This window comes from Ignavibacteriota bacterium (assembly GCA_016708125.1).
In the GTDB taxonomy this organism is placed as follows: domain Bacteria; phylum Bacteroidota; class Ignavibacteria; order Ignavibacteriales; family Melioribacteraceae.
In genome coordinates, this window is record JADJGF010000001.1 from 1,014,497 (window position 1) to 1,039,132 (window position 24,636).

Here is a 24,636-nt window from a genome sequence, read left to right on the forward strand (position 1 = left end):
GGAGAAAAAATGGGCGGAAAAGCAATATTATTAGTTGTAATTGCATTTAGTTTAATGTTTTCAATTGTAAATTTCAATTCTTCTAATACAACAACTCGAGCCGTAGAAAATCTTTCGGAATATTATTCAAAAACCAATCTGCAAAATATTGCCGCAAGCGGTGCAAATATGGCTGCAAATATTATCTTCAAAGACCCAACTTGGACCGGCAGTTTTGATAAATTACCTTTTCAAGGTGGATTTATTGACATCAATGTAACAAAATTTGCGGTTGATAAAATAAAAATTACATCAACCGGATATTTAACCGGAATTTACAACAGTGAAATTGGAGAAGATACATCTCTTGTTAAAATTGTTTTGGAACCAAGCAGTTATTCAAAATTTGGATATTATACAAATAAATGGCCCTCCGGCGGTTATTTAGTAACCGGAGACACTATTGATGGTCCATTTCATACTCAAGGTAAATTACTAACTTTAGGTTCGCCGGTTTTTACTGGTAAGGTAACTACAAAAGATGGAATAACTTCAATCGGTGATGTTTATGGATATGGTGCGGCAGATCCAGAATTTTTAGCAGGTTATGAATCGCCCGTTGATGTACCATTCACACTTAACACAACAAAAATTAAAGATGCCGGAAATTATGATGGAAAAATTTTCCAAGATGCTTCCGGAAATGCATTAGATGTAAAATTAGTTTTTTCTGATGATGGAAGTGAAATTGGTGTTGTTCAATATAGTACTCGTTTAACCGGAACAACTACTTGGAGTACACCGGTAAATGCTAAATTAGATACACTTGCGCCAAACGGCGTAATTTGGAATACAAAAGGAAATTTATATTTATCTGGCACAGTAAACGGAAAATATACAGTTGGAACCGGAAAAAGCGGCACCACAAACGGATATGTTTATTTAGAGGATGATATTGTTTACAGAGATTCCCCGCTTATTAGTGATCCATCAAATCCAGGTTATACAATTACAAATCCAGCATGCGAAGATATGCTTGGAGTTGTTGCGGAAAAACAAGTTGTAGTAAAAGATAATGCTGCAAACAGAAGCAGTATAAATATTCATGCATCATTGTTTAATTATGATGGCGGAATTACGGTTGAAGGTATTAGTCCTTACTTACCTAACATGGGAACAATGAGAATACTTGGTGGATTAATTGAAAATGAAGCACAAACAACAGGTTATACAAATGGCGCGGGTTATCGACAAGTAATTAGATTTGATAAGAGATTTGAAACAACAACTCCGCCATATTTCCCAGCAACAGAAACTTACGAAATTGTTTCTTGGTTTGAATAAATATATTTAACAAAATAAAATTTTATAGACTTCTGAAATATTCAAAATGTCATTCCCGTGAAAACGGGAATCTATTGAATTCTCGCTGGATTCCCACTTTCGTGGGAATGACAAGTAATATTAACTTAATTTTTCAGAAGTTTCTTTAAATAAATCCAACTTCTTAAAGAATTTGGATTTTTAATTTTAAACAAAACTTTTACAAAAATTTGATGTATAATTAAACAATTAATTTTAATTTCAATCTGATGAAAAAAATAATAATTATACTTCTCACACTTCAATCAATTTTTGCGCAATCCAAAATTTTAATTCCAATGGATTTAACACAGACGGATCACCTTAAAGCATACGGAATTACTTTTAATGCTTTGAAGAAAAATCTTAAAGCCGATTGGTTGCTAAATTATAAAGGCGGGTCGTTCGTAATTGATTATTCAGAAAAAATTGTGCTTGATTGCCAAATTAGAAATATAACTTATCAAGTTTTAGATATTAGCTCAGTTGCAGATATTTATTCTTTTGTGCAAAGCAATGATCAAAATATGGATGTTGTGCGATTAGAAAAAGCTCCCGAAATTGCAGTTTATGTTCCGCCGGGATTTCAGCCATGGGATGATGCCGTAACTTTAGCTTTGGAATATGCCGAAGTTAAATATGATAAAATTTGGATTGAAGAAATTCTTACCGGAAAATTGGAAAATTATGATTGGCTTCATCTTCACCATGAAGATTTTACGGGACAGTTTGGAAAATTTTATTCAAGTTATGCCGGCGCAAGATGGTATCAAGAAAATCAGCATATTTATGAAAATGAAGCAAAAAAATTAGGCTACCATAAAGTTTCAGAAATGGAAAAAGACGTTGTAAAAACTATAAAAAATTATATTGGTCAAGGCGGATTTTTATTTGCAATGTGTTCCGCTACAGATAGTTATGATATTGCTCTTGCTGCTGAAAATGTTGACATTGTTGATAAAATGTATGACGGCGATGCGCCGGATCCAAATGCACAAAGTAAATTAAATTTTGCAAATACTCTTGCTTTCGAAAATTTTAAGCTGGAAATGAATCCGATGATTTATGAATACAGTGATATTGATATTGATATTATTGAAATTGGAAATGAACGAAATGATTATTTCACACTATTTGATTTTTCGGCAAAGTTTGATCCGGTTCCGACAATGTTAACGCAGAATCATGTAAATGTAATAAATGGTTTTATGGGACAAACAACAATGTTTCACAAAAAATTTATAAAAAGTTCTGTAACAATTTTAGGTGAGAGGGCAAATACAGATCAAGTAAGATATATTCACGGAAAATTTGGTAGAGGAACTTTTACTTTTTACGGAGGTCACGATCCCGAAGATTACCGTCATGCAGTAAACGATCCTCAAACAGAATTAAGTTTGTATAAAAATTCTCCCGGTTATAGATTAATTCTTAATAATATTCTTTTCCCCGCTGCAAAAAAGAAAGTTCAAAAAACTTAACAAATATTTTGGGAAAGTTAAAAAGATGTGATCTTTTTAAAAGTTTGCATCTTTGAATAAAACTTAATTTTCAATTCTCACTGGATACCCACTCCTGCCTGCCGCAGGCAAGTCCGTTGGAATGACAAACACAAATATTCGGATATTTCTAAAAATTATTTTTGTGATTATTTATTCTCTAAAATAAAATTTGTAATTGTTCTAAATAAGTGTAGAGTTGTATTTTCACCTTCATAAATTCCGTGTGATCTATTTGGGTAAGGAAAATACGAAAATAATTTATTGTGTTTAACTAATTCATTTACCAACATTTCACTATTTTGAAAATGAACATTATCATCGCCGGTTCCGTGAATTAAAAGAAGTTTTCCTTCAAGCTGATTTGCAAAAGTTATCGGCGATCCGTTCTTATAGGCTTCAGCATTGGTTGTAGGCAATCCCATATATCTTTCTTCATAAATTGTATCGTAAAGTTTTAAATCCGTAACAGGAGCAACGGCAACTCCGAATTTATAAATTTTAGGATATCTGAAAAGCATATTTAATGTCATTGATCCGCCGCCGCTCCATCCCCAAATTCCAATTTTTTCTTGATCAACAAATTTCCAATTTAAAATTTGTTCGGCAGCTTTTGCTTGATCGTAAGATGAAACCACTCCAATTTTTCCGTAAATACATTTTCTAAATTCCTTCCCTTTCGGAGCCGGCGTTCCTCTGTTATCTATACTGATAATTATAAATCCATTTTGGGCTAACATATGATGCCAAATATTCATGCGTCCCCATTTATCTAAAACTGTTTGACTTCCGGGTTCTCCATAAATATAAAATAAAACCGGATATTTTTTGTTTTCATCAAAATCCTGCGGAAGAATTTTATAACCATCCAAAGAATATGTGTTATCAATTTCTACGGTAAAAAACTCTGCCGGGCTAATATTTAATTTTTCTAAATTTTTTCTAAGCTCATCATTATCTTGTAAAATTCTAACAATTTTGTGATTGGGTAAACTTATTAATTCCGTTTTTCCCGGATCATTAATTGTTGAAAAATTATGAATTGCCCATTTATAATTCGGCGAAATATTGTATGTGTTTGTTCCGGTATTTTCTATCGCAGTAATTAATTCTGATTTTTCATTTCCGAAAATTGATTTTTTGTAAAGGTATTTTTGCGTTGAATTATTCGGAGAAGCTGTGTAGTAAACAAAATTATTTTTTTGATCAATTCCGGAAATTTCAATTACATCAAAATTTTCATTTGTGTTATTTTTGATTTCGCTTCCATCTCGCGAAATTAAATAAATTTGGTTCCATCCGTTTTGATCGCTGAGCCAAGTAAAATATTTTCCATTATCAAACCATTTGATATCATCAACAACTTCCACCCAAGCAGATTCATCAATCTCCGTATATATATTCTTTGCTTCACCGGTTTTAAAATTTGCTAAATAAATATAATTGTGATTCTGCAGTCTATTTAATTGTTGAATTAATAATTCCGAAGAAGATTCCGCCCAATTCATTCTTGCAATGTAATTATTTCTCGGATCGCCGGGAATATTAATCCATTTTGTTTTCTGATTTGAAATATCAACTACACCAACTTTGCACGCTGAATTTTGTGTTCCAGCTTTTGGATATTGTACCGGAATTATTTTTGAGTAAACTGAATCTGTATAATTGATCATATTGAAAACACCAATGCCGGAAGCATCCAACTGCCAATATGCAATTTGCTTACTATCCGGGCTCCAACGAAATCCATTTTTCAATCCAAGTTCTTCTTCATAAACCCAATCAAAAGTTCCATTTATAATTGTAGCAGAGCCATCATTCGTAAGTTGAATTATTTTTTCATCTTCCAAATTTTCGACATAGAGATTATTTTCACTAACGTATGCAATAAATTTTTTATCCGGAGAAAAAGTTGCAAACATTAATGATGATGGTTTTGCATTACCGCCGATTTTTTTCAAGTTCCAATTTTCTAAATTCAATACCCAATAATCGCCGCGAGTGTTTGTTCTCCAAACTCTTTTTGTATTTGTAAAAATCAAAAGGAGTTTTAAATCATCAGAAAATGAATAATCGTGAATTCTTAAAGGTTCATTAAAATTTTGCGGAATTAATTTTTCACTTTTTACAATAACTGTTGTATCACCGGTTGCAACATCGTATTTAACTAATTGCTGTCCTTTCCCTTTCCATTCAAGCGTTGTGTAACTATCGCCATTTTCAAACCATTCAATTTTTCCTAATCTGCCGGAAGCAAATTCCATTGAATTAAAAATTCTATCAATGGTTAATTTGTTTTCATTAATTGTTTGGGAAAAACTTATAGAAAAAGTTATAAACAGAAATATCCCAATTGATTTAAGTTTCACAATAACTCCTAAAATTTTTAAAATAAATTTTGTTTAACAATTTTACACTTTTGGGTTTTAAAATATTTTTAATATTATAAATGTATAATTTGAGAATAAATGCAAAACTAAATTACTTTTAGAAATTAACAAAAGAAATTCAAATCCATATTTAAAAACGAAAGGAAAAATATGCTTAAAGATCACCCAAAGGGAATTATGGTAATGTTCACAACTGAAATGTGGGAACGTTTTGGCTTTTATATATTAATGGCAATTTTAGTTTTGTATATGGATAATGAATTTGGCTGGAGCGACACTGTAAAGGGCGATCATTACGGTGCATTTTTGGGATTGGTTTATTTTATTCCGCTTCTTGGTGGATATTTGGGTGATAAAGTTTTAGGACAAATAAACACAGTTTTTACCGGATCAATATTTATGTTTTCCGGTTATGTTTCGTTAGCACTTTCTTCAGCCGATCAATTATTCTCTTTTTATTTAGGATTATTTTTAATTGCATTTGGTACCGGAATTTTCAAAGTAAACATGGCAGTATTGGTAGGAAATTTATATAAGGAAAAAGTTCATTTAAAAGATGCGGGATTTAATATCTTCTATATGGGAGTTAACGTTGGTGCAACTGTTGCACCATTAGCCGCAACTTTATTGGGATATTTATTTAATGATTATCGAATGTCATTTTGGGCAGCAGCAATTGGAATGTTAATTTCTATAATTACTTTTTATTTAGGAAAAGATAAACTTTTAACTGCGGATGTAAAGCAATCGCAAAAAACCGATAGTAAAATTGTTCACCAAGAAATTTCTACTTCAGAAACAAAAGCACGAATTATTGCGTTAAGTATGCTTTTTACAATTGTAATTTTTTTCTGGATGGCATTTTATCAAAACGGATTTGCATTAACTTTATTTGCAGAAAGATCAACAAAAATTTATGATTTACTTAGACCCGAAACTTATCAATTTTTTAATCCGTTTTTCATTTTGGTTTTAACTCCATTATTGCTCACATATTTTGCAAAACTTAATAAAGTTGGAAAAGAACCAAGTACACCGGTAAAAATTTTCATTGGAATGATGATCATGGGAATTTCAATGCTGGTAATGGTTTGGGCATCATTAGAAGGAGGAAACAGCGATTCAAATATTATGTCCCCGGCTTGGTTAATTTCAACTTATCTTGTTGTTACAATGTCGGAAATTTTAATTTCCCCGATGGGATTATCTTACGTTTCGAAAGTTGCTCCACCAAAAATTCAAGGATTGATGATGGGCGGATGGTATTTGGCAACATCAATCGGCAGTTATCTTTCCGGACAATTAGGAAAATATTACAGCGATTTTGCACATCACGAATATTTTTTAATTTTAACCGGAATTTTAATTTTTTCGGCAGTTCTTGCTTTGTTAGCGATGAAATATTTAAAACGATTTGCAAACTAAGTTTTTGAAAAAACATTATTGCATTTATTTTCGGAATAGAAATAAACTAGTCATTCCCGAATGTCTTAATCGGGAATCTATTTTTGATAAAGAATTAATGTTTATTTAAAGAATCCATCAAACAAAAAATGAATCTTACTTTCACGGAAAAATTATGAAAAAAGTAAAATTAAGAAATAGCGAAAAAGAATTTATAGTTGGTAAAATTGTTTGCGTCGGCAGAAATTACGCAGATCACGCAAAAGAATTAGGGAATGAAATTCCAAAATTTCCAATAATATTTTTAAAGCCGCCATCAACATTAATTTATGATGGAGATTCAATAGTTCATCCCGAATATTCTAATGAATTACATCATGAAGTCGAATTAGTTTTGCTGATTGGAAAAAAAATTAAGAATGCAAATCTTGAAGAAGCAGAAAATTCTATTATTGGTTACGGAGTTGGATTAGATATGACTTTGCGCGATCTTCAAAATGAATTTAGAAAAGAAGGTACTCCGTGGACATTAGCAAAAAGTTTTGATACATGCGCAGTAATTTCAGATTTTATTTCTTCTGAAGATTATACTTTAACCGGTGATGAAAATATTCAATTATTTTTAAACGGAAAACCTCAGCAAAATTCAAAAGTAAATAAAATGATTTTTTCACCAACTGAAATTGTAAAATATATTTCCGAAAGAATGACTTTGGAACCGGGAGATTTAATATATACCGGAACGCCGGAAGGCGTAAGCAAAGTAGAAAGAGGTGATATTTTAAAATCTTCAATTTCAAACATTGCAGAACTTGAAAATAAAATAGAATAAAAAATAAAGGAATAATTAATGAAAGAATTACTAACTATGGGTTTATTATTATTTATGATTTCTTCCGCAACAGTAAGCTGCCAAAGCAATGAAAATAAAGATGATTTTAATTTAACTGTTTCTGAACTCAAAGAAAAAATGAAAACAGATGAGTCTTTGGTAATTTTAGATTGCAGAACTCCGCAAGAATTAACAAGCGAACTTGGACAAATTGATGGCGTTATAAATATTCCCGTTCAAGTTTTAGATCAAGAAATAAATAAATTAGAAAAATATAAAAACAATAATATTGCTGTAATTTGTCGCTCGGGTAACAGATCTGTTTTTGCAACAAAAATTTTACAAGCTAAAGGTTACAAAGCTAAAAATGTTTTAGGTGGAATGATAGCGTATAGAAAATAATTTTATCTGAATGTAGAGACGTAACATGTTACGTCTCTACTGTATAATTTTTATTTTAGCAACATCATCTTTTTAGATTGCACAAAATTTGTCGCTTCAATTCTATAAATGTAAACTCCGCTTGCTAAATTTGATCCGTTAAATGTTGTTTCATATTTTCCGACTTTCATGTTTTGATTTACCAAATCACTAATTTTTTGTCCGAGAATATTATAAATTGAAATTTTTACTTTACCTTCTTTAGGTATTGAAAAATTTATATTTGTAGTTGGATTAAATGGATTAGGATAATTCTGACTTAATTCAAATTTATTTGGAATTTTTTCATCATCTGAAATATCTGATAGAAAATCTGTGTTAAATGTATAAACATCAGTTAATTGAATTGGATTATCGTATTCAATTGTTACAACATCACCCAAATGATAATTTGTACCATAAAATACCAAAACCCAAGTTGCTAATTCATTGTACTGATCGGGACCATTATTTACTTGAATAACTTGATTTGGATTATACGGAGAATTGACAATTATTCCATACATTCTGTTTGATAAATTCCATGAATAAAACGGATTTTGAGATCCATATCGCACTCTATCACGATAAGTCAGATTAACTTGAAATGGATTATTTGGATCTTCAACATTCCAAACTTCGAAAGGAATTCTAATTAAAAACGGTTCAGCAACTCCCGGATTTGGATTTAAAGGATTTGTTGCCAATGAAGTTGCATTAATCATTGTGAAACAAGTCGCAATTTGTCCGCCTTCTTTTACAAAAATTATTTTTTGTCCGTTTACTTCAATACTATCCCAAACTCCGGTAAATCTTAATTCATAATCTTGAATTAATTGACTTATATCATTTGTACCAACATTAAAGTTATCAATTGCCCTACTGGAAACAACACCACCAAAAACTGTATAATTTACAATTGAAATATAATTTGTATTTGTAACGGGTTGTGTTGATAAATAACTTAATCCTGAAGGTGAGTTTAACTCTAGATTTGAAAATTCAATTGGGGAATCAAAACTTCCATTAACTTTTATGCTAAACCCATCAACAATTGGTTCATATCCATATGGCGCATCTTCTCCGGAATTAATATCTTTTCCATTTAGAATAGTTTCATAATCTAAAACAATTTTATTTTGGGTTTGATTTGATAAATACCAATATTTTTCTGTCTTTGTTTGATTTAAAATTTCTCCGGTTAAAGTTGCGGTTCCGGAAGCATGAATGATTCCATTTCCCAGATTGAAATATGTTGGATCACCAGACTCAGCATAGTATTTTGACCAGCCATCATCATAAATTTCATAATCTATAGAAAATGTGGGATCAATAAAATCTATATTAACAGAAAATATTTCATCTCCAGCAAAAATTCCATTAGTTGATGTGTCTTTAGAACCCCAAATCACTCTATTATTATTTATTATCGGAATAACTTCCCAAGAGGAATTATTTGCTTTAACATTTGATGCAGAATTAATTTTAACATTTGAGGGAAATGTAATACTTACTCCATCTGAATAATCATAATCAACAGCAACTAAATTTAAAATAAAATATAAGTTTAGTTTTCCGCTTTCCGCATAAACAGAAGGCTGTGGAATTATTGTAGAACCGGTTAAATCATTTGGTTTGCCAAGTGTTTTATTTAATGAATCGACTTTTTTCCATTCTCCGCTTTCATCCATGTAATAATCTTGAGTTCCAAATTTAATTTCATAAATATTTCCGGTAATTTTTGTCGGATCAATAATTTCAATTTCCGCACTTACATTTGAGTTGCCAATTGTTTGTTTTCCATGAAGAACATCTAAATATTTAAAACCATATTCATCCGGTTTAAATATTTTGCTCGCAACTTTATAAGAAGTCTCAATTACTTTATTGTCAGTTTCATTGTAAAAATATGATGAAATTCCGTAATAATAATTTTTCCCAATAAGCAAATTCATATCGTAATAATAATCTTTATCAATATAAAAATTATCTGGAATTCCCGAATTTGTACCTCTAATTATTATTGAATCATTTGCTTCATTATTTATTAGTGTTATGTTATCATTTATATCAAAGGTGTAAACCAGTTTATTAAAAAATTCTGCGCCTTGTTCATAATTTAGTTCAAATATTCTAAATCCTTGAAATTTATATCCGTAGTTTGAATAATTTTCAATTGTTTCGTTTGAGATAATATTCAACTTAAACTGTTCTTCGTTATCAGAATTTATAAATTCAATATCCGGAACGTATTGTTCAAATTCTGCCTGCATTGTATTTACATTATAATTTGGATAGTTTTCCTGTAAATGTTGCGCATATTCTTTTAGTGCTGTAATTGAATTAAGCCTATCAGTTCCGGTATTTGCAAATTCTGCAATTACAACTTCTTGGGTTTCTCCGGCAGCTAAATTAAATGATCCGCATGTAAATATTGATCTTCGATCACCTGGTGCTTGAAAAATCCCATCAATCCAACCTTCACCAATGATTGGATTACCGGCTAAAGTAAATTTCGTAATTTTCTTTGTTGTTGGATCAACTATAGGTTCTCCCGTCACTGGTATCAAGGCTTTCATTATATTATACATTTGAAAAGAACCATTTTGATAATCTCCCAAATTTGGATCGTGATAAGTTTGGCTTCCACCGATAAAATAAAATGAAGTACTAATATTCTGATTTTTAAAACCTGGTTTTAATTGTCCATCAAAAAAAGCAACACTTCCGGTTTCTTCAACAATTGGTCCTTGTAAAAATTGAAATCCAACAGCCGGAGAAATTGCACCATAAACTGCATCATCTTCATCCCCGTTATAAGAATACATTAAATTAAGTAATGTATCAAATCCAACAAAATCATCACCGGCATCTCCTAAATCTATATCAGCCCATTGTGAGATGTACATTTCTTTAAATTCTTTATCACTTTTATTTATCAATTTATATTTCTTAAAAATTACATCCTTAAAAACACCGGGTGCATTAAATCCCCAAATTGTAACTTGCATTTCAATTTTCATTGGATCGGAGCCATATAAACTTTGCGAAATAAAAGGATCAAAATCATTTGCAACATACCAAAGAGTTTGGTCAGCTCCGGGAACTCCGGGAATATCAATTTCCGGTTCGTAAATTCCGTTATTATTTTTATCTTCAAACGGAGCTCCAAATTCTGCCGGCCATTCATTCCAATCTTTTTCATATTGGGCACGAATTTCATCAATAGGTTTTTGTTCATCCTCAAATTCGGAAGATAGGGAAATAGTTTTATAATATTTTCTCACTCGGTAAACTCTAACGCTTTCATCATTTGGATCTTGAATAGTTCCATCATCAAAAACTTTTCCGCCAACTAATCCTTGAGAATATGTTGAACCACCAACACGAATTTCTTCATCAATTTTTGCTCCCCAAACTATACCAGATTCGAATACAGCTCTTTTATCAGTTCCCTTAGGATATTCAAATCCATTGTTCCCAGTCGGATCGATATCCGTATTTCCGTCATTGTAAAAAAATGAAGAAACATTATTAACATTGAATTTTGAAAAGTGGCTAATTGCAGATTTTTTGTTAACATTTTCTGTTTTGTTGATCGGCAATTTTTTTTGTGCTAAAAAGTTATTAGAAATAATCACAAGGATTAAAAACAGAAGAAGTTTTTTCATTTAAACCTCAATGTATTTAAAAATTTTTACTTTGAATAAGTTATAATTATCTCATTAAAAATCAATTGATTTTTTCAGTATCAAATTTTTAAGATGAAATAATTCTATTTATTAAGTTCTGCTTTATACAATTCCAAATTGCTTAATTGTTCTTCATCCAATTTCGGATATTCAATTTTAAGTTTTTTCAACTTATCAATTATAATTTCGGAAATTGCAAAACGTGTAAACCATTTATTATCGGCGGGAATTATATGCCACGGTGCATATTTTGTGTTGGTTTCGGAAATTGCATCTTCATAACATTTTTGATATTCATCCCAAAGTTCTCGTTCTTTCAAATCTGCAGAAGAAAATTTCCAATTCTTTGAGGGTTTTTCTAATCTTTCTAAAAATCTTTTTTTCTGTTCATCTTTGGAAACATTTAAGAAAAATTTTAAAACTACAGTTCCGTTTTGGGAAAGATGCTTTTCAAAATTTCTTATTTGTTCATATCTGTCTTTCCAAATATTTTTTGTTAAAAATTCTTGAGGAATTTTTTGTGTTTTTACCAAATCGTGAACTTTTACAACCAAAACTTCTTCGTAATATGAACGATTAAAAATTCCTATTCTGCCTCTTTCGGGCAAGGATTTTGTTGTTCGCCATAAATAATCATGATCAATTTCTTCAGTCGAAGGCTGTTTAAAACTAAAAACTTGTGTTCCTTGCGGATTTAATCCGCTCATTACATGTTTAATTGCGCTGTCTTTTCCGGCGGCATCCATTGCCTGAAAAATTAACAATAAACTGTACTCATTATGTGCATAAAATTTATCTTGAAGTTCCGCAATTATTTCAATGTTCTTTTTTAACTTTTTCTCAGTTTCTTTTTTTGATTTTAATTCTCCCGTAAAGTTTGGACTAAAATCTTTTAATTTTAATTTCTTTGCTTCCTTTACTTTAAAATCACTGATTTTCATTTTTTCCCTCATTTTACATGTAATAATTACTGATTAAAATTAAACTTTTTGAAATCTAATTACTAATTTTTTGTAAATATATAAAAATTAACTATTGCGCAATAATATTCATTTTACCAGAAATCAAATTTGTTTTTCCAGAATAAATAGAAATAAACTTAAATTAAATAAAATGTTCGATTTCAATTCAAAATCGCGACTTTAAATCAAACTTCAATAAGTATCCAAATCACATTTAAAAATATTATATCTAAATAATCGGATTAAAATATCGATAATAATACAAATAACAAGTTGGTTCGATTTTTGTATAATTAATGAAAATTTATTCCTCGGAGTCTTAATGGAAACCCTAAATTTAAGTACATTTATTAAAGCCGCTGATGATTTAGAACTTAGCAAATATAGGGTTTTGGCTGTTTTAAGAAATTATTCCGATTCTTTACACAAAAATAAACTTTACCCCGCTCTTGCAGAACTTATTTCCATCAAAAATGAACTTGAACTTTTAATTGAACAAATGTCTCTTTTTGATACGGAATTTATTTTAAATCTCAATTTTTCCGAATTTTCCGATAATTTTGATTCAGAACAACCAAGTAAATTTAATGATGCTGATTTGGATGTTGTTGCAGATTTTATAAGATGGGCTCTTCCGGAAATTAAAACTTCTATTTCCGAAGGAAAAGCAATTTTCGACTTTGTAGACGAAAATATTACACTTAAGGAAATTGGTGTAATGCCAAAAAATAAAGACGAAGGCTATTTTATGATTCAAGATTTAAAGCATGATTTGCTGAAAATCTACAAATTTGAAATGACTTTATTTTCTACTGCGGAAAATCCATTAAGAACCTTAAAAAGTAAGTTGGTTGATTTAATCAGTTTGAAAGCCCCGGAAGCAAATTCTCCGTTAGATATAAAACACAATTTGATTGAAAAATTCCCGGAATTACAAAATCCGGCAACATTTTATTTTGAATCTTCAATTGATTTTCCTTTTGCTGAAACAATATTGCCGGTTGCAAAAAGAAAACTTGTTAAAACTTTGGCAATGTAATTCATTTTAACTAATTCCTTGAAATTTAGTTTACTTTTCATAATTTTCGCTATTACTTAATTAATAATTTTATTATTTGGATTTGTTTTAAGTAATATTGTACCAATTAATTAAAAAAGTAAATGCAAAGAAAAAAATCTTACCAACAAGATTTAGAAAACCTTAAAATTTATTCCATTTATCTCAATTCTTCTTTAATAATTAGTGATATTAATAAAAATGCCGTTAGTTTGCTGGGATATAAAAAGAGCGAAATTATTGGCAAAACGTATTTTTTTCTTGTTGAAAAAACCGAACAAATATATTTAAAGGAATTATTTAAGAAATTTTTAAATAGTAAAAATCTTCAAATAAGTTTTGAAATAATAAATACAAAAAAAGATAATTCAAAAATTTGGATTAAAGCAACCGGAACAAAAATCAATTTAATAGATGAAATCAAAATTCTGCTTTCGTTTTCTGATATCACAAAAGAAAAAAAATATAATAGTTTGATTGAAGAATTGCATAATTGCTCACAAAATTTCAGTTTGGATTCAAAACAAAATATTAAAAATACCTTAAATACAATCGGCAGAATTTTAAATACAAAATTTTTATTATTTACAAAAAGCAACGGCGAAGTAATTTATAATTTTTCAAAGTTTAAAAATATAGACGAAGAAATTTGTTCATCGGAAATTATAAAAAGTATTTGCAGCCAAAAAATTTACAAATCAAGTAAAAACAATATTTATATAAAAGATTTATCAACATTAAATTTTGGCAAGCTAAACAATTTTATAAAATCAAATAAACTTAGAACATATTTTGGAAAAGTTGTAAAAACAGAAAATAAATATTTGGGAATGATTTGTGCTTTTTTCCAAAATAATTTTGTGCCGGATAAAATTGATTTTAAAATTTTAGATATTCTTAGCGCAACTTTTGCAGTTGAAGAAACAAAAATTAATGCGCAAAATGTTTCTTTGGAAAATGAAGTACGATTTAAAAGTTTGTTCGAAAATTCTACAATCGGAATTTACAGATCAACTCCGGCTGGAAAAATAGTTTTTGCAAATCCAAAATTTATAAGTTTATTGGGTTACGATTCGCTTGAAGATTTACAAAAAATTGATATAAATAAACAGCTTTATGTTAATCCCAAAAACCGAAGTGAATTTAGAAAAATTTTAGAATCCGAATATACAATTCACGGTTATTTAGAAAACTTAAAAAGAAAAAATGGTTCAATTGTATATATTAGAGAAAGTTCAAGAGTTATTAAAAATGAAATTGATGGAAACATTTTATATTACGAAGGAACTATTGAAGATATTTCAAATCAGAGAAAAATTGAAAATGTGTTAATTGAAAGTGAAGAAAAGTTTAGATCAGTTTTTCTATCAAGCGGATTTGGAATTTGTATAATTAATCCGAATAAAAAATTTATTGATGTTAATCCAAAATTCTGTGAAATTTTTGGATATACAAAAGAAGAATTATTGCAAAAAACATTCCTTGATATTACTCATCCGGATTTTATTGATTCAAGTAAAAAATTAGTAATGGAATTATTTAAAGGAACGCAAAAACAAATTAAGATTGAAAAAAAATATTTAAGAAAAGATGGAAAGGAAATTTGGGCATCGTTAACTGTAAATTTATTAAAAGATAATTCAAGCGGTAAAACAAATTTATTGGGAATTGCAGAAGATATAACGGCAAGAATAAATTTTATAAATGAACTTAAAATAAAAGATGAAATTTTATCTGCGTTAAGTTTTTCTACGGAAACTTTTTTAAAAACACTTGATTGGCAAGCGAATATTAGTGAAGTTCTTAAAAGATTAAGCGAAAGTTTAAAAGTTAACCGAAGTTACGTTTATAAAAATTCATTATCAAAAAACGGCGATGTAATTTTTGGATTAAAATATGAATGGGTTGATAAAAATATTAAACCCGAAATTAATAATCCTTCATTCCAAAATTTTTCATACAAAAAGTTTAATCTGAAAAACCTTTACGATGCTTTATTGAAAAATGAAATTTTTGTAATTAACACAAACGATATTTCCAATAACGAAAAAAACTACTTAAGCATAAAAGTTGAAAAAACAATAATTGTTGTTCCCGTTTACGAATCCGATTCTTTATGGGGTTTTATGGGATTTGAAGATTTTAATTGTGAAAGAATTTGGTCGCATCAAGAAAAGGAAGCGATTAAAACTGCGGGAAATTTATTTGGCGTTGCAATAAAAAGAAAAATATTTGAAGAAGAATTATTAAAAGCAAAAATTAATGCGGAAGAAAGTGAAAAATTAAAATCGCAATTTTTGGCGCAAATTTCTCATGAAATTAGATCTCCTATAAATTCAATTTTAAGTTTTACAACTTTGCTAAAAGAAGAAATTGATGGAAATATAAATTCCGAACTTCAATCAAGTTTTGAAATTATAGAATCTGCAGGAAACAGAATTACGCGCACAATTGATTTAATTTTAAACATGTCGGAAATTCAAACCAACACTTATGAATACATTCCGAGAAAAGTTGATATTTATGAAGAAATATTAATTCCGCTCGTAACGGAATTTCAAGGTGTCGCAATTTCAAAAGGAATAAATTTTCAGTTAATAAAAAAATCTGAAAATAATATTTTGGAACTGGATCCATACACGGTTATGCAAATTTTTGCTAATCTTTTGGATAATGCAATTAAGTACACGAATAAAGGAAAAGTAAAAGTTGAAATAAATAAAAACAAAAAAGGAAATTTAATTGTAAATGTTGAAGATACCGGAATTGGTATTTCTGCAAAATATCTTCCAAAATTATTTAAACCATTTTCACAAGAAGAGCAAGGCTACACAAGAAAATTTGAAGGCAACGGATTGGGTTTGGCTCTCGTTAAAAATTACTGCGAATTAAATAATGCAGAAATTTCCGTAACGAGTAAAAAAAATATTGGAACAATTTTTAAAGTTTGTTTTAATTAAAATTTAAAAATTCTGCACAACTCAATCATTTTAAATTTTTATCAAATTTTAAATAAACTAAAAAATAATTGAGACTTGTGAAATTGTTCTCGTCATTCCCACGAACTTGCCTGCGGCAGGCAGGAGTGGGAGTCCATTAAGAATTCAATAGATTCCCGTTTACACGGGAATGACATTCCGTATATTGCAATAATTTCAAATTATTATATGTCACACTAAAAACTTTTTAGCATCTAAAAATTTTATTTATTTCTGTATTTTTGATATCAACAAAACAATATCTATTATGACATTCATTCTAATTTTACTTTCGGCAATTTTTGTAAGCGGATTTGGTTCAATAGTTGGTTTCGGCGGCGGTGTTTTTATGATTCCAATTCTTGTAATTGTTTTTGGTTTTCCAATAAAAATTGCAATCGGTTCAGTTGTGGTTTCGTTAATTCCATCTGCAATAATTTCAACTTTATTCAACTTAAATAAAAATAATATTGATTACAAAGCCGCAATCATTTTAGAAATTCCAACAATTTTTGGAACAATTCTCGGCGCATATTTAACAAAGATTTTATCTGTTGAATTTGTGGAAATTTTATTTTCCGTAGTTGTTCTTTTGATTGGTTACAGAATGATTAAACAATCAAAAACTTTGCGCAAAAAATATGATAAAAATTCATTCGTTTATAAAATGAATAGTTTTGGACCAAGTGTAATAAGAAAAACCAAAACTTCTGTTTACAAAATTAATTTTCTTATCAGCGGAATTTTTGGTTCTTTATCCGGAATGATTGCCGGATTTTTAGGAATTGGCGGAGGATTTTTAAAAGTTCCAATTATGACAGAAATCTTTCGTATGCCCGCATTTACTGCTTCCGCAACGGCTTTATTTATGATTTTATTTACAAGCATCAGCGGAAGTTTTAGTCATTATTTTTTAGGACATATTGAATTTTCAAAAGCAATTCCGGTAATTGTGGGATTTTCGATCGGCGCATTTTTAGGAAATGTAATCACCACAAATATTTCTGAAAAGGTTTTAAAATTGATGATTGGAATTGGACTTCTTCTTGCATCCGGTTCAATTATAATTAAAAAATTCTTTTAGATTTTACATTTGCTCTTTATATAAATTATAGCAATATTCTAACAAAAAAATAATTGAGAAAATGATTTCAAAAATTGGTTTAGCAATTACTTTTTCCCCAACGGGAAAAGCATTATTAAAGGAAACTTTAAGATTACAAAATTTATTTAATGCGCAATTGGTTCTTATTCACATTGGTGAAAAAAATAAAGAAGCGGAAGAAAGATTATTTACCGCAATTGAAAATTCCGGAATTGCAAAAAATAGTTACGAAGTTATTTGGGATAAAGGTGATCCGGCTTCGGCAATTTTAAGAAACAGTAAAAAATCGAAAGTTGATTTATTAATTTCCGGCGCATTGGAAAAAGAAAGTTTATTTAAATTTTATTTCGGTTCGGTTGCCAGAACAATTATGCGCGAGTTTACTTCTTCAACATTAATTTTAAAATCACCGACAGAAACTCCCAAAGGTTTTAAAAGATTTTATGTTTCCGCAGATTATTCAACACGCGGAGAAAAAACAATTTTAACCGCATATAAATTTGCGTTAAAAGAAAATGCCGAAGAATTTGTGATTATTCATGATTTCCATGCTCCGGGAATTAGTGCTTCAATTATTGACGGAGGAACTTCCGATGAAATTATTATTGCAAAAAGACAGTGGATAATTGAAGAAGAAGAAAAAATGAAATTGTTTATTAAGGAATTGAACTTAAAAGAAATTCAGCCAAAAATTGTTTGTCTTTATGGTAAAGAAGGCTGGGAAGCCGGAAACTACGCACATCAAAACAATGCAGATATTTTTGTTGTTTGCAGTCCGCCGAGAAAATTAAAATTTTTAGACAAACTTTTTCCGCATGACTCTGAATTTGCATTTGAAAAACTTCCATCCAACTTATTAATAGTTAGGTAAAAATCTTGAGCCTATCAGCCGAACAAATTACAACATTTTTAATAAGCATAAGTGTTATGCTTTTTTTTGCAAAATTGTTTGGCGAAATTTTTTCAAAACTTAAACAGCCATCAATAATTGGCGAAATTCTTGCGGGAATTGTTTTAGGTCCAACTATTTTAGGAATGCTTTTACCGGAAGTATCGGAATTTCTATTTCCCCAAAACAGTGAAATCAATATTGCGATTGAAGGAATTACAAATATTGCTGTTGTATTACTTCTTTTAGTTTCCGGATTAGAAGTTGATTTATCAATTGTTATGCGCTACCGTAAAGCTGCAATTTCTATTAGCACAATTGGAATTATTGTACCTTTTGTTTTAGGTTTTGGAATTTCATATTTATTCCCAAATTTGGTTGGGTTATTGAATGATAAGGACAGATTAGTTTTTGCATTATTTATTGGAACTGCAATTGCAATTTCATCTTTGCCGGTTATTGCAAAAATATTAATGGATTTAAAAATATTTAAAACACAAATTGGATTTATAATTATAGCTTCGGCAATGTTAAATGATTTAATCGGCTGGTTTATTTTCTCAATAATACTCGGAATGATAGGCGCAAACACTCACGGCTTTTCATTTTCAGAAACAATAATTTATACAATATCATTTATTTTTATTCTGCTTTTTGTTGGAAGAATTGTAATTGATAAAGTAATATTTTGGTTTAAGGAAAATCTTTCATTCCCGGGAACATTACTTAACTTAATTTTAATTTTAGGATTTCTTGCCGCAGCATTTACGGAATTTTTAGGAGTTCATGCAATTCTTGGCGCATTTATTATGGGAATTGCAATTGGTGATTCCAAACATTTAAAAGAAGATACCAGACAAATAATTCATCAATTTATTACAAATATATTTGCTCCACTGTTTTTTGTTTCAATTGGTATGAAAGCAAATTTTATTGCTGATTTTAATTTGGGAATTGTAATTGTAATTCTTTCTCTTGCATTAATTGGCAAAGTAACCGGCTGCAGCATTGGTGCAAGATTAGGCGGAATGAATAAAAATGATTCCTTTGCAATTGGCGCCGGAATGAGTTCGAGTGGTGCAATGGGAATTATTATCGGATTAATTGCACTTCAATTCGGACTTATTAACGAAGAAGTATTTGTCGGATTGGTAATCATGTCACTTTTTACTTCAATGGCAAGCGCGCCAATTATGAGTTATTTCTTAAATAAAAAAGACAAATCAAAATTTGCAAATCTGTTTTCGGAAAAAAATATTTTATATACCGATGAAAATGATAAACTAAAAATTATCAAAAAGTTAGTTGATTCGATTTCTGAAAAATCAAAATTAACAAGCGAAGAAATTTTTAACGAAGTAATTTTGCGCGAGAAAATTTTACCAACGGGAATTACAAATTATTTAGCTTTACCGCATGCAAAAATTCATATTAAGGAACCGTTGCTTGCAATTGCAATTAACAAAACCGGAATTGATTTTGAAGCAAGCGACGGAACTTTAAGCAGAATAATAATTTTACTTCTTACTCCAAAAAATAATAACGAATTACAGCTTAAATTGCTTTCAGAAATTGTAAATAAATTCGATAATAAAACCGAAGTTGAAAAATTATTAACAATTGAAACTGCAAAAACATTAATTGCCGAATTAAAAAAATGAACCAAGAAAATCTTACAGAACGAGATCAGTTTTTTTCAAAATTAAGTCACGATTTACGTGGATCTTTTACAAGTACTTTGGGATTCAGCGATATTTTAAATGATCCAAATGAAAAACTTACTTATGAAGAAGTGAATGAATTTGTTTCCAGAATTGGAAATCAAACACGCGAATCTTACGAGCTGCTTTTAAATTTTATTAATTGGTTAAAGCTTGATAATTACAATTATGGTTTGACGAAAGAAAGTTTAAATTTACTTGATATGGTTTTTCAAACAAAAAATTATTATAAAAAAATATTAGCAGAAAATAAAATTGATGTAAATATTAAAATTGACGATCATCAATATTTATATATGGATTATGAAATTGCAAATTCTATTTTCAATAATATATTTTTATTTCTAAAAAGAATTACAAAATTTAATAGTACAATTGTTATTCAAACTGTAAAATCCGAAATAGAAAATTTTTCCGTTGTGGAATTTATTACAAATTGTGCGGAAGAAGATTTATCATATTTAACAAATATAAAATTAGAAAAATTAACCGGAAATGTTTCTTATCCAATTGTATTTGCTATAAAGTTTACGGAATTATCCGGCGGACATTTTGAATTTTTTCAAGATATTGATAATACATTAAAAATAGTTTTGAGCTTGCCGAATCGATAGTTAAAGCACAATTGTATTAATTCCAAATACAAAATTATTTTTTCCGCGGTAATTTAATTTCCATGTAAATTCAAAATTCATTGGAATTAACAAATGTCCCAAACTAAATCCCAATTCGTAAAAAGGTTTTTTGAATATTGCCGAATTGTGCATTAAAATATTTGCACTTTGCGATGTAATTTTTGATACAGCCATATTTAAATGAACCGTAAATTGTAATTGCAGATCTTTTATAAAAGAAATTTGCGCAAGTGTAAATAACTCATCGCCAAAATTATGTTTTAAGAAAACTTCCGTAACGTCATCGCCAAAAACTTCTCCAATCCGCAAAGTTCTAAACGAATTATTTTTTCCCGCTGAACTAATATTTCCCGGAAGCGCATGCAGCATTTGAAACGGAACTGCGCCATTTGAAAATATTTTATTTGCATAAAATTCCATCATCCAATTATCTGCGGTAGAAAATGTGCCGTAAGTATTTAATTCAAAAATCGAAAAATCATTTTCACTTTTTAATATTTTCTCATCGCTAATTAATGCCGAACCTTCAAATATTATATTATTTCTTCTGGGAATTCTTCTTCTAAAAAATCCGTCTTCAATAAATTTTCTAAAATCCAAAGTGAAGTTTGCAGTAACAGCATTGGTCTTTGTATTGAATATTGATTTATTTAATGAATATTTTTTACTCGGAAAGAAAAATGAAAAATTGGAATTATTTTTTGCCGATTTATCAGTTCTATTTAAAAATCCAATTCCCAAATTTAAAATTGAAAAAACTTCTGAATTTATTTCTGCTTCAAATCCTTTTGTATAATAATAATCTCTAAAATCATACTTGGTAATTAAGCTTAAAAATGTTGATGTAAATTTGTTGTAATTATCTGATACGCCAAATAAATCAGTAATTTTATCGTAAGCATTTAGCTTAAGCGTTGTTGTGCGCAAATCTCCGAATCTATAATTTGCAGAAAATTTTTTCTTAAATTTTTTATCGGAAAATCCGTAACTAATTTCTGCAATTCCGTTTAATCTTTGTTCTTCCGCATCGGAAAAGTATAAATCAAAATTTAATGCGTGACCTTCAACTTTATTAAAACTGTATATATCAATTGGTCCGCTGATAGAAAAATTATCATTTAATTTTATTGTTTGCGAAAGTAAATTTATTTCTTCGCCCAATTCTGCATTGACTTTTTTGAGACTATCAATTCTTGAATATGCAATATTTTCTTCAACAGTATTTGGAATTGATTGAATTGAATTCCAATAATCTTCATTTTTTTTATCTGCTTCCGGCAAAACGGAAATTAATGTATTATCAAAAAAATCATCTTCAATATTTGTGTTGATTTCATAATCATTCATAATTGTGTTAAGCTCAAAACCAAATTTTGCTAAACCCAAATAATTTCCGTTTGCAAAAATTCTGTAATCAACTGGAAGAATAATTCCGTTTTCAAATTGTGAAAATTGCTGAAATATTTTTACTTGATCGAAAAGTCCGCCGGGATTTGCCATTCTGTTTAAGTTAACATCAACTTTCAACAAATAAAATGTACTGTCTTCAATAAATAAATTTCCGTAAAAACCGGGATCGGCAGTATTATCAGTATTAAAATAAATTTGATAAACTTTTTTATTGTCTATTGCAGTTTCTTTTTCGATATAAAAATAATAATAAGTTAGTGCTTGTTTAGAAATTGGGCATGGAATCATTTTTCCAAGAAAAGTAAGTTTGTCTTCATAAAAACTTTGCAAAACATTTCCGCCGGTTAAAGTATTAACAAAAGGTGGAGTATTTGCGGTTTGCTTTCTTGCAACAATATAATATTTTCTGTTATCGGGAGTTTTGAAAAATCCGCGACTTTCATTTTCTAAAATTCCGGTAATTTTAACATCGCCGGTATCTTTGGAAGATAAAGAATAACTTCCGGTATTAAAATCTTGCGTGGTTTTAATTAATCCTTTTGTGTATGCGGAATATTTATAATCAGAAATTTTATTTTTAATCTTTTCCTTTGCGGCAATTGCTTTTTCAATAATATCGTATGCGGGATTTCTATCCGGCTTAACCGTAACTTCTGCTAATTTTATTTGAATTGGATCAAGATAAAAATTTACAATTTTATTCGAAGTTAAATTTATGCGAATTGTATCTGATTTGTAGCCAAGATAAGAAGTTATTAAATTGTAATTTCCTTCAATTAAATTTAATCTAAATTCTCCCGAAATATTTGTGGAAGTTCCAAATCCGGTTTGATCAACTTTAATATTTGCATAACCCAAACCAAGTTTGGTTTGATTATCAAATACAAATCCGGTAATTGAATGTTTTTGTGCGGAAATTTTTAGTGAAAAAAATAATTGAAAAAATAAAATGCAGAATGTGATTTTTGTCTTCATAAAATTGATAAATAATATTTTTGTTTCTTTAAGATAAGAAATTTTATAAAATATTAAATTATCAATAATTTGAAAAGATTTTTGGTGAAGTAATTTTTCTTTTATTCAAGCCAAGAAAGAATTTTAAATGTATTTGTACTTGGAAAATAAGGAGGAACTTTTCTTAAAAGTCTGCTATCATATTTATAATCCTTTTCAGAAAAACCAGATAATGCAATTACTTTTCCAAACTTATTAACAATAAAGGTACCGACTCCACCTCTTGTTTTTTGAGTTATTCCCCCAATTAAGTTAATAGAACCACTTAGTGCTCTTGTTGTTAAATTTTCAACCGTAAAACTTCCGTCTTGACAATAAATTGCGGCATTTATATTTACATCTGAACGATTAGCAATATTATCACTTATTATTACATTATTTTGAGAAATAATACCTAATAAATCTTGCGAAGGGTCATTTTTATCCATTGGATCTGGTTGATCTGCATAAACAATATCATTTTCTATATAAACATTTTTATTAGTTCCAATAGACCATTTCCCTTTAACTGTACCTTCAATTCTAACATCTGCATTTTTTGCATAAATAACTCCATTTGGTGCAAGATCACTGCCCAAAACAGTTTTGTATTTTTTTGGATTTGTAGTTGAATATTTAATACTATCGCCTTTGAATTCGACATTAATTTCACTGCCGCTTAATACACAACCACCAGCACTTGAATAAGCTGCCAAGTTTGTAATTCCGTCAGTGGGAATATCAATTGTTAGTCCAGGTGAATATGTTCCAATAATCGTTGGAGAATCTTTTGTTTTATTAGTATAATATTTCATTGTGCCGCCATGAGAAGTTGATGGACCAGCAAAATAAGGATGACCTTGAACTTGGATATTATCATTAGTATGAAAAGGTCCCCAAACAGAATCTTTTTCACTCCACCAAACATCACCTTCAACATCGGAAAAATATGCATATTGAGAAAAACTAGCCATTGCAATCTTAACTTCAATAGTTTTTGATTTACCTTGATGGGTTCCAGTTGATGTAACAATTTTAATATCACCGGAATCTCTAACTGAAATTGCAAGATTTTCAATTCCATTAAAACTGTATGGAGAAGAACTTGGTTCCCAACTTGAGGATCTCGATAAATTACTTGCAGCAAAATTTACTCCGCTTCGAGCAATTTCCTTAGCAAATGAATTTTCATAATATCCAGCAGAATTATCAACCGCGGTTGTTGAAATATTATTCATATTTAAACCGATAATTAAAATAATTGTGCTATAACCAAGAACCAATATTAATGCAGCTTTTCCGCCCATT

Annotated in this window: 16 protein-coding genes; 11 read left to right on the forward strand and 5 right to left on the reverse strand. The window is 29.3% G+C overall.

The genetic code is table 11. The annotated features are described in order from the left end of the window. Positions 1–9 precede the first annotated feature (9 nt). Entirely contained in the window at positions 10–1,323 is a 1,314-nt protein-coding gene (locus IPH62_04790; protein ID MBK7104580.1) for a hypothetical protein, read from the forward strand. A gap of 248 nt (positions 1,324–1,571) precedes the next feature. Next, on the forward strand, positions 1,572–2,822 hold the full coding sequence (locus tag IPH62_04795) for an asparagine synthetase B (GenBank protein ID MBK7104581.1): 1,251 nt from the start codon (positions 1,572–1,574) through the stop codon (positions 2,820–2,822). Positions 2,823–2,989: 167 nt separating this feature from the next. On the opposite strand, the gene IPH62_04800 is transcribed toward IPH62_04795, so the two are convergent. After that, a complete protein-coding gene (locus IPH62_04800; protein ID MBK7104582.1) occupies positions 2,990–5,104 on the reverse strand; it encodes a S9 family peptidase in 2,115 nt (704 codons plus the stop codon). 276 nt (positions 5,105–5,380) lie between these two features. Here IPH62_04800 and IPH62_04805 point away from each other — a divergent pair, with 276 nt between their 5' ends. The 3 genes from IPH62_04805 to IPH62_04815 all read left to right on the forward strand — a co-directional run bounded on the left by IPH62_04805 (position 5,381) and on the right by IPH62_04815 (position 7,868). Next, positions 5,381–6,655 carry a peptide MFS transporter gene (locus IPH62_04805; GenBank protein MBK7104583.1) on the forward strand — a complete coding sequence of 425 codons (1,275 nt, stop codon included), beginning with the start codon at positions 5,381–5,383 and terminating at the stop codon, positions 6,653–6,655. A gap of 154 nt (positions 6,656–6,809) precedes the next feature. Then, a complete protein-coding gene (locus tag IPH62_04810; protein ID MBK7104584.1) occupies positions 6,810–7,466 on the forward strand; it encodes a fumarylacetoacetate hydrolase family protein in 657 nt (218 codons plus the stop codon). Between the two features lie 18 nt (positions 7,467–7,484). Beyond that, positions 7,485–7,868, forward strand: a complete 384-nt coding sequence (locus IPH62_04815; GenBank protein ID MBK7104585.1) for a rhodanese-like domain-containing protein — start codon at positions 7,485–7,487, stop codon at positions 7,866–7,868. Between the two features lie 50 nt (positions 7,869–7,918). Here IPH62_04815 and IPH62_04820 read toward each other — a convergent pair whose 3' ends face one another. Then, positions 7,919–11,557, reverse strand: a complete 3,639-nt coding sequence (locus IPH62_04820) for a T9SS type A sorting domain-containing protein (protein MBK7104586.1) — start codon at positions 11,555–11,557, stop codon at positions 7,919–7,921. A 104-nt stretch (positions 11,558–11,661) separates the two neighbouring features. Further along, complete coding sequence (locus IPH62_04825) at positions 11,662–12,519, reverse strand: polyphosphate kinase 2 family protein (protein ID MBK7104587.1); 858 nt, start codon at positions 12,517–12,519, stop codon at positions 11,662–11,664. A 343-nt stretch (positions 12,520–12,862) separates the two neighbouring features. Here IPH62_04825 and IPH62_04830 point away from each other — a divergent pair, with 343 nt between their 5' ends. From IPH62_04830 to IPH62_04855, 6 genes are all read left to right on the forward strand, one after another. Further along, positions 12,863–13,579, forward strand: a complete 717-nt coding sequence (locus IPH62_04830; protein MBK7104588.1) for a hypothetical protein — start codon at positions 12,863–12,865, stop codon at positions 13,577–13,579. A 122-nt stretch (positions 13,580–13,701) separates the two neighbouring features. Next, entirely contained in the window at positions 13,702–16,557 is a 2,856-nt protein-coding gene (locus IPH62_04835) for a PAS domain S-box protein (protein ID MBK7104589.1), read from the forward strand. A gap of 286 nt (positions 16,558–16,843) precedes the next feature. Then, complete coding sequence (locus IPH62_04840) at positions 16,844–17,659, forward strand: sulfite exporter TauE/SafE family protein (GenBank protein ID MBK7104590.1); 816 nt, start codon at positions 16,844–16,846, stop codon at positions 17,657–17,659. 61 nt (positions 17,660–17,720) lie between these two features. Continuing rightward, the gene (locus IPH62_04845) at positions 17,721–18,551 is read left to right on the forward strand and encodes a universal stress protein (GenBank protein ID MBK7104591.1); all 831 of its coding nucleotides are present in this window, start codon (positions 17,721–17,723) and stop codon (positions 18,549–18,551) included. A 56-nt stretch (positions 18,552–18,607) separates the two neighbouring features. After that, positions 18,608–20,230: a cation:proton antiporter gene (locus tag IPH62_04850; GenBank protein MBK7104592.1), complete on the forward strand. Its 1,623-nt coding sequence runs from the start codon at positions 18,608–18,610 to the stop codon at positions 20,228–20,230. Next, positions 20,227–20,904 carry a HAMP domain-containing histidine kinase gene (locus IPH62_04855; GenBank protein ID MBK7104593.1) on the forward strand — a complete coding sequence of 226 codons (678 nt, stop codon included), beginning with the start codon at positions 20,227–20,229 and terminating at the stop codon, positions 20,902–20,904. The genes IPH62_04850 and IPH62_04855 overlap by 4 nt, the downstream gene beginning before the upstream one ends. On the opposite strand, the gene IPH62_04860 is transcribed toward IPH62_04855, so the two are convergent. Together IPH62_04860 and IPH62_04865 are read right to left on the reverse strand one after the other, a co-directional pair. Further along, a complete protein-coding gene (locus IPH62_04860; GenBank protein ID MBK7104594.1) occupies positions 20,905–23,310 on the reverse strand; it encodes a carboxypeptidase-like regulatory domain-containing protein in 2,406 nt (801 codons plus the stop codon). A gap of 101 nt (positions 23,311–23,411) precedes the next feature. Continuing rightward, positions 23,412–24,635, reverse strand: a complete 1,224-nt coding sequence (locus IPH62_04865; protein ID MBK7104595.1) for a hypothetical protein — start codon at positions 24,633–24,635, stop codon at positions 23,412–23,414. Position 24,636: the final 1 nt, after the last annotated feature.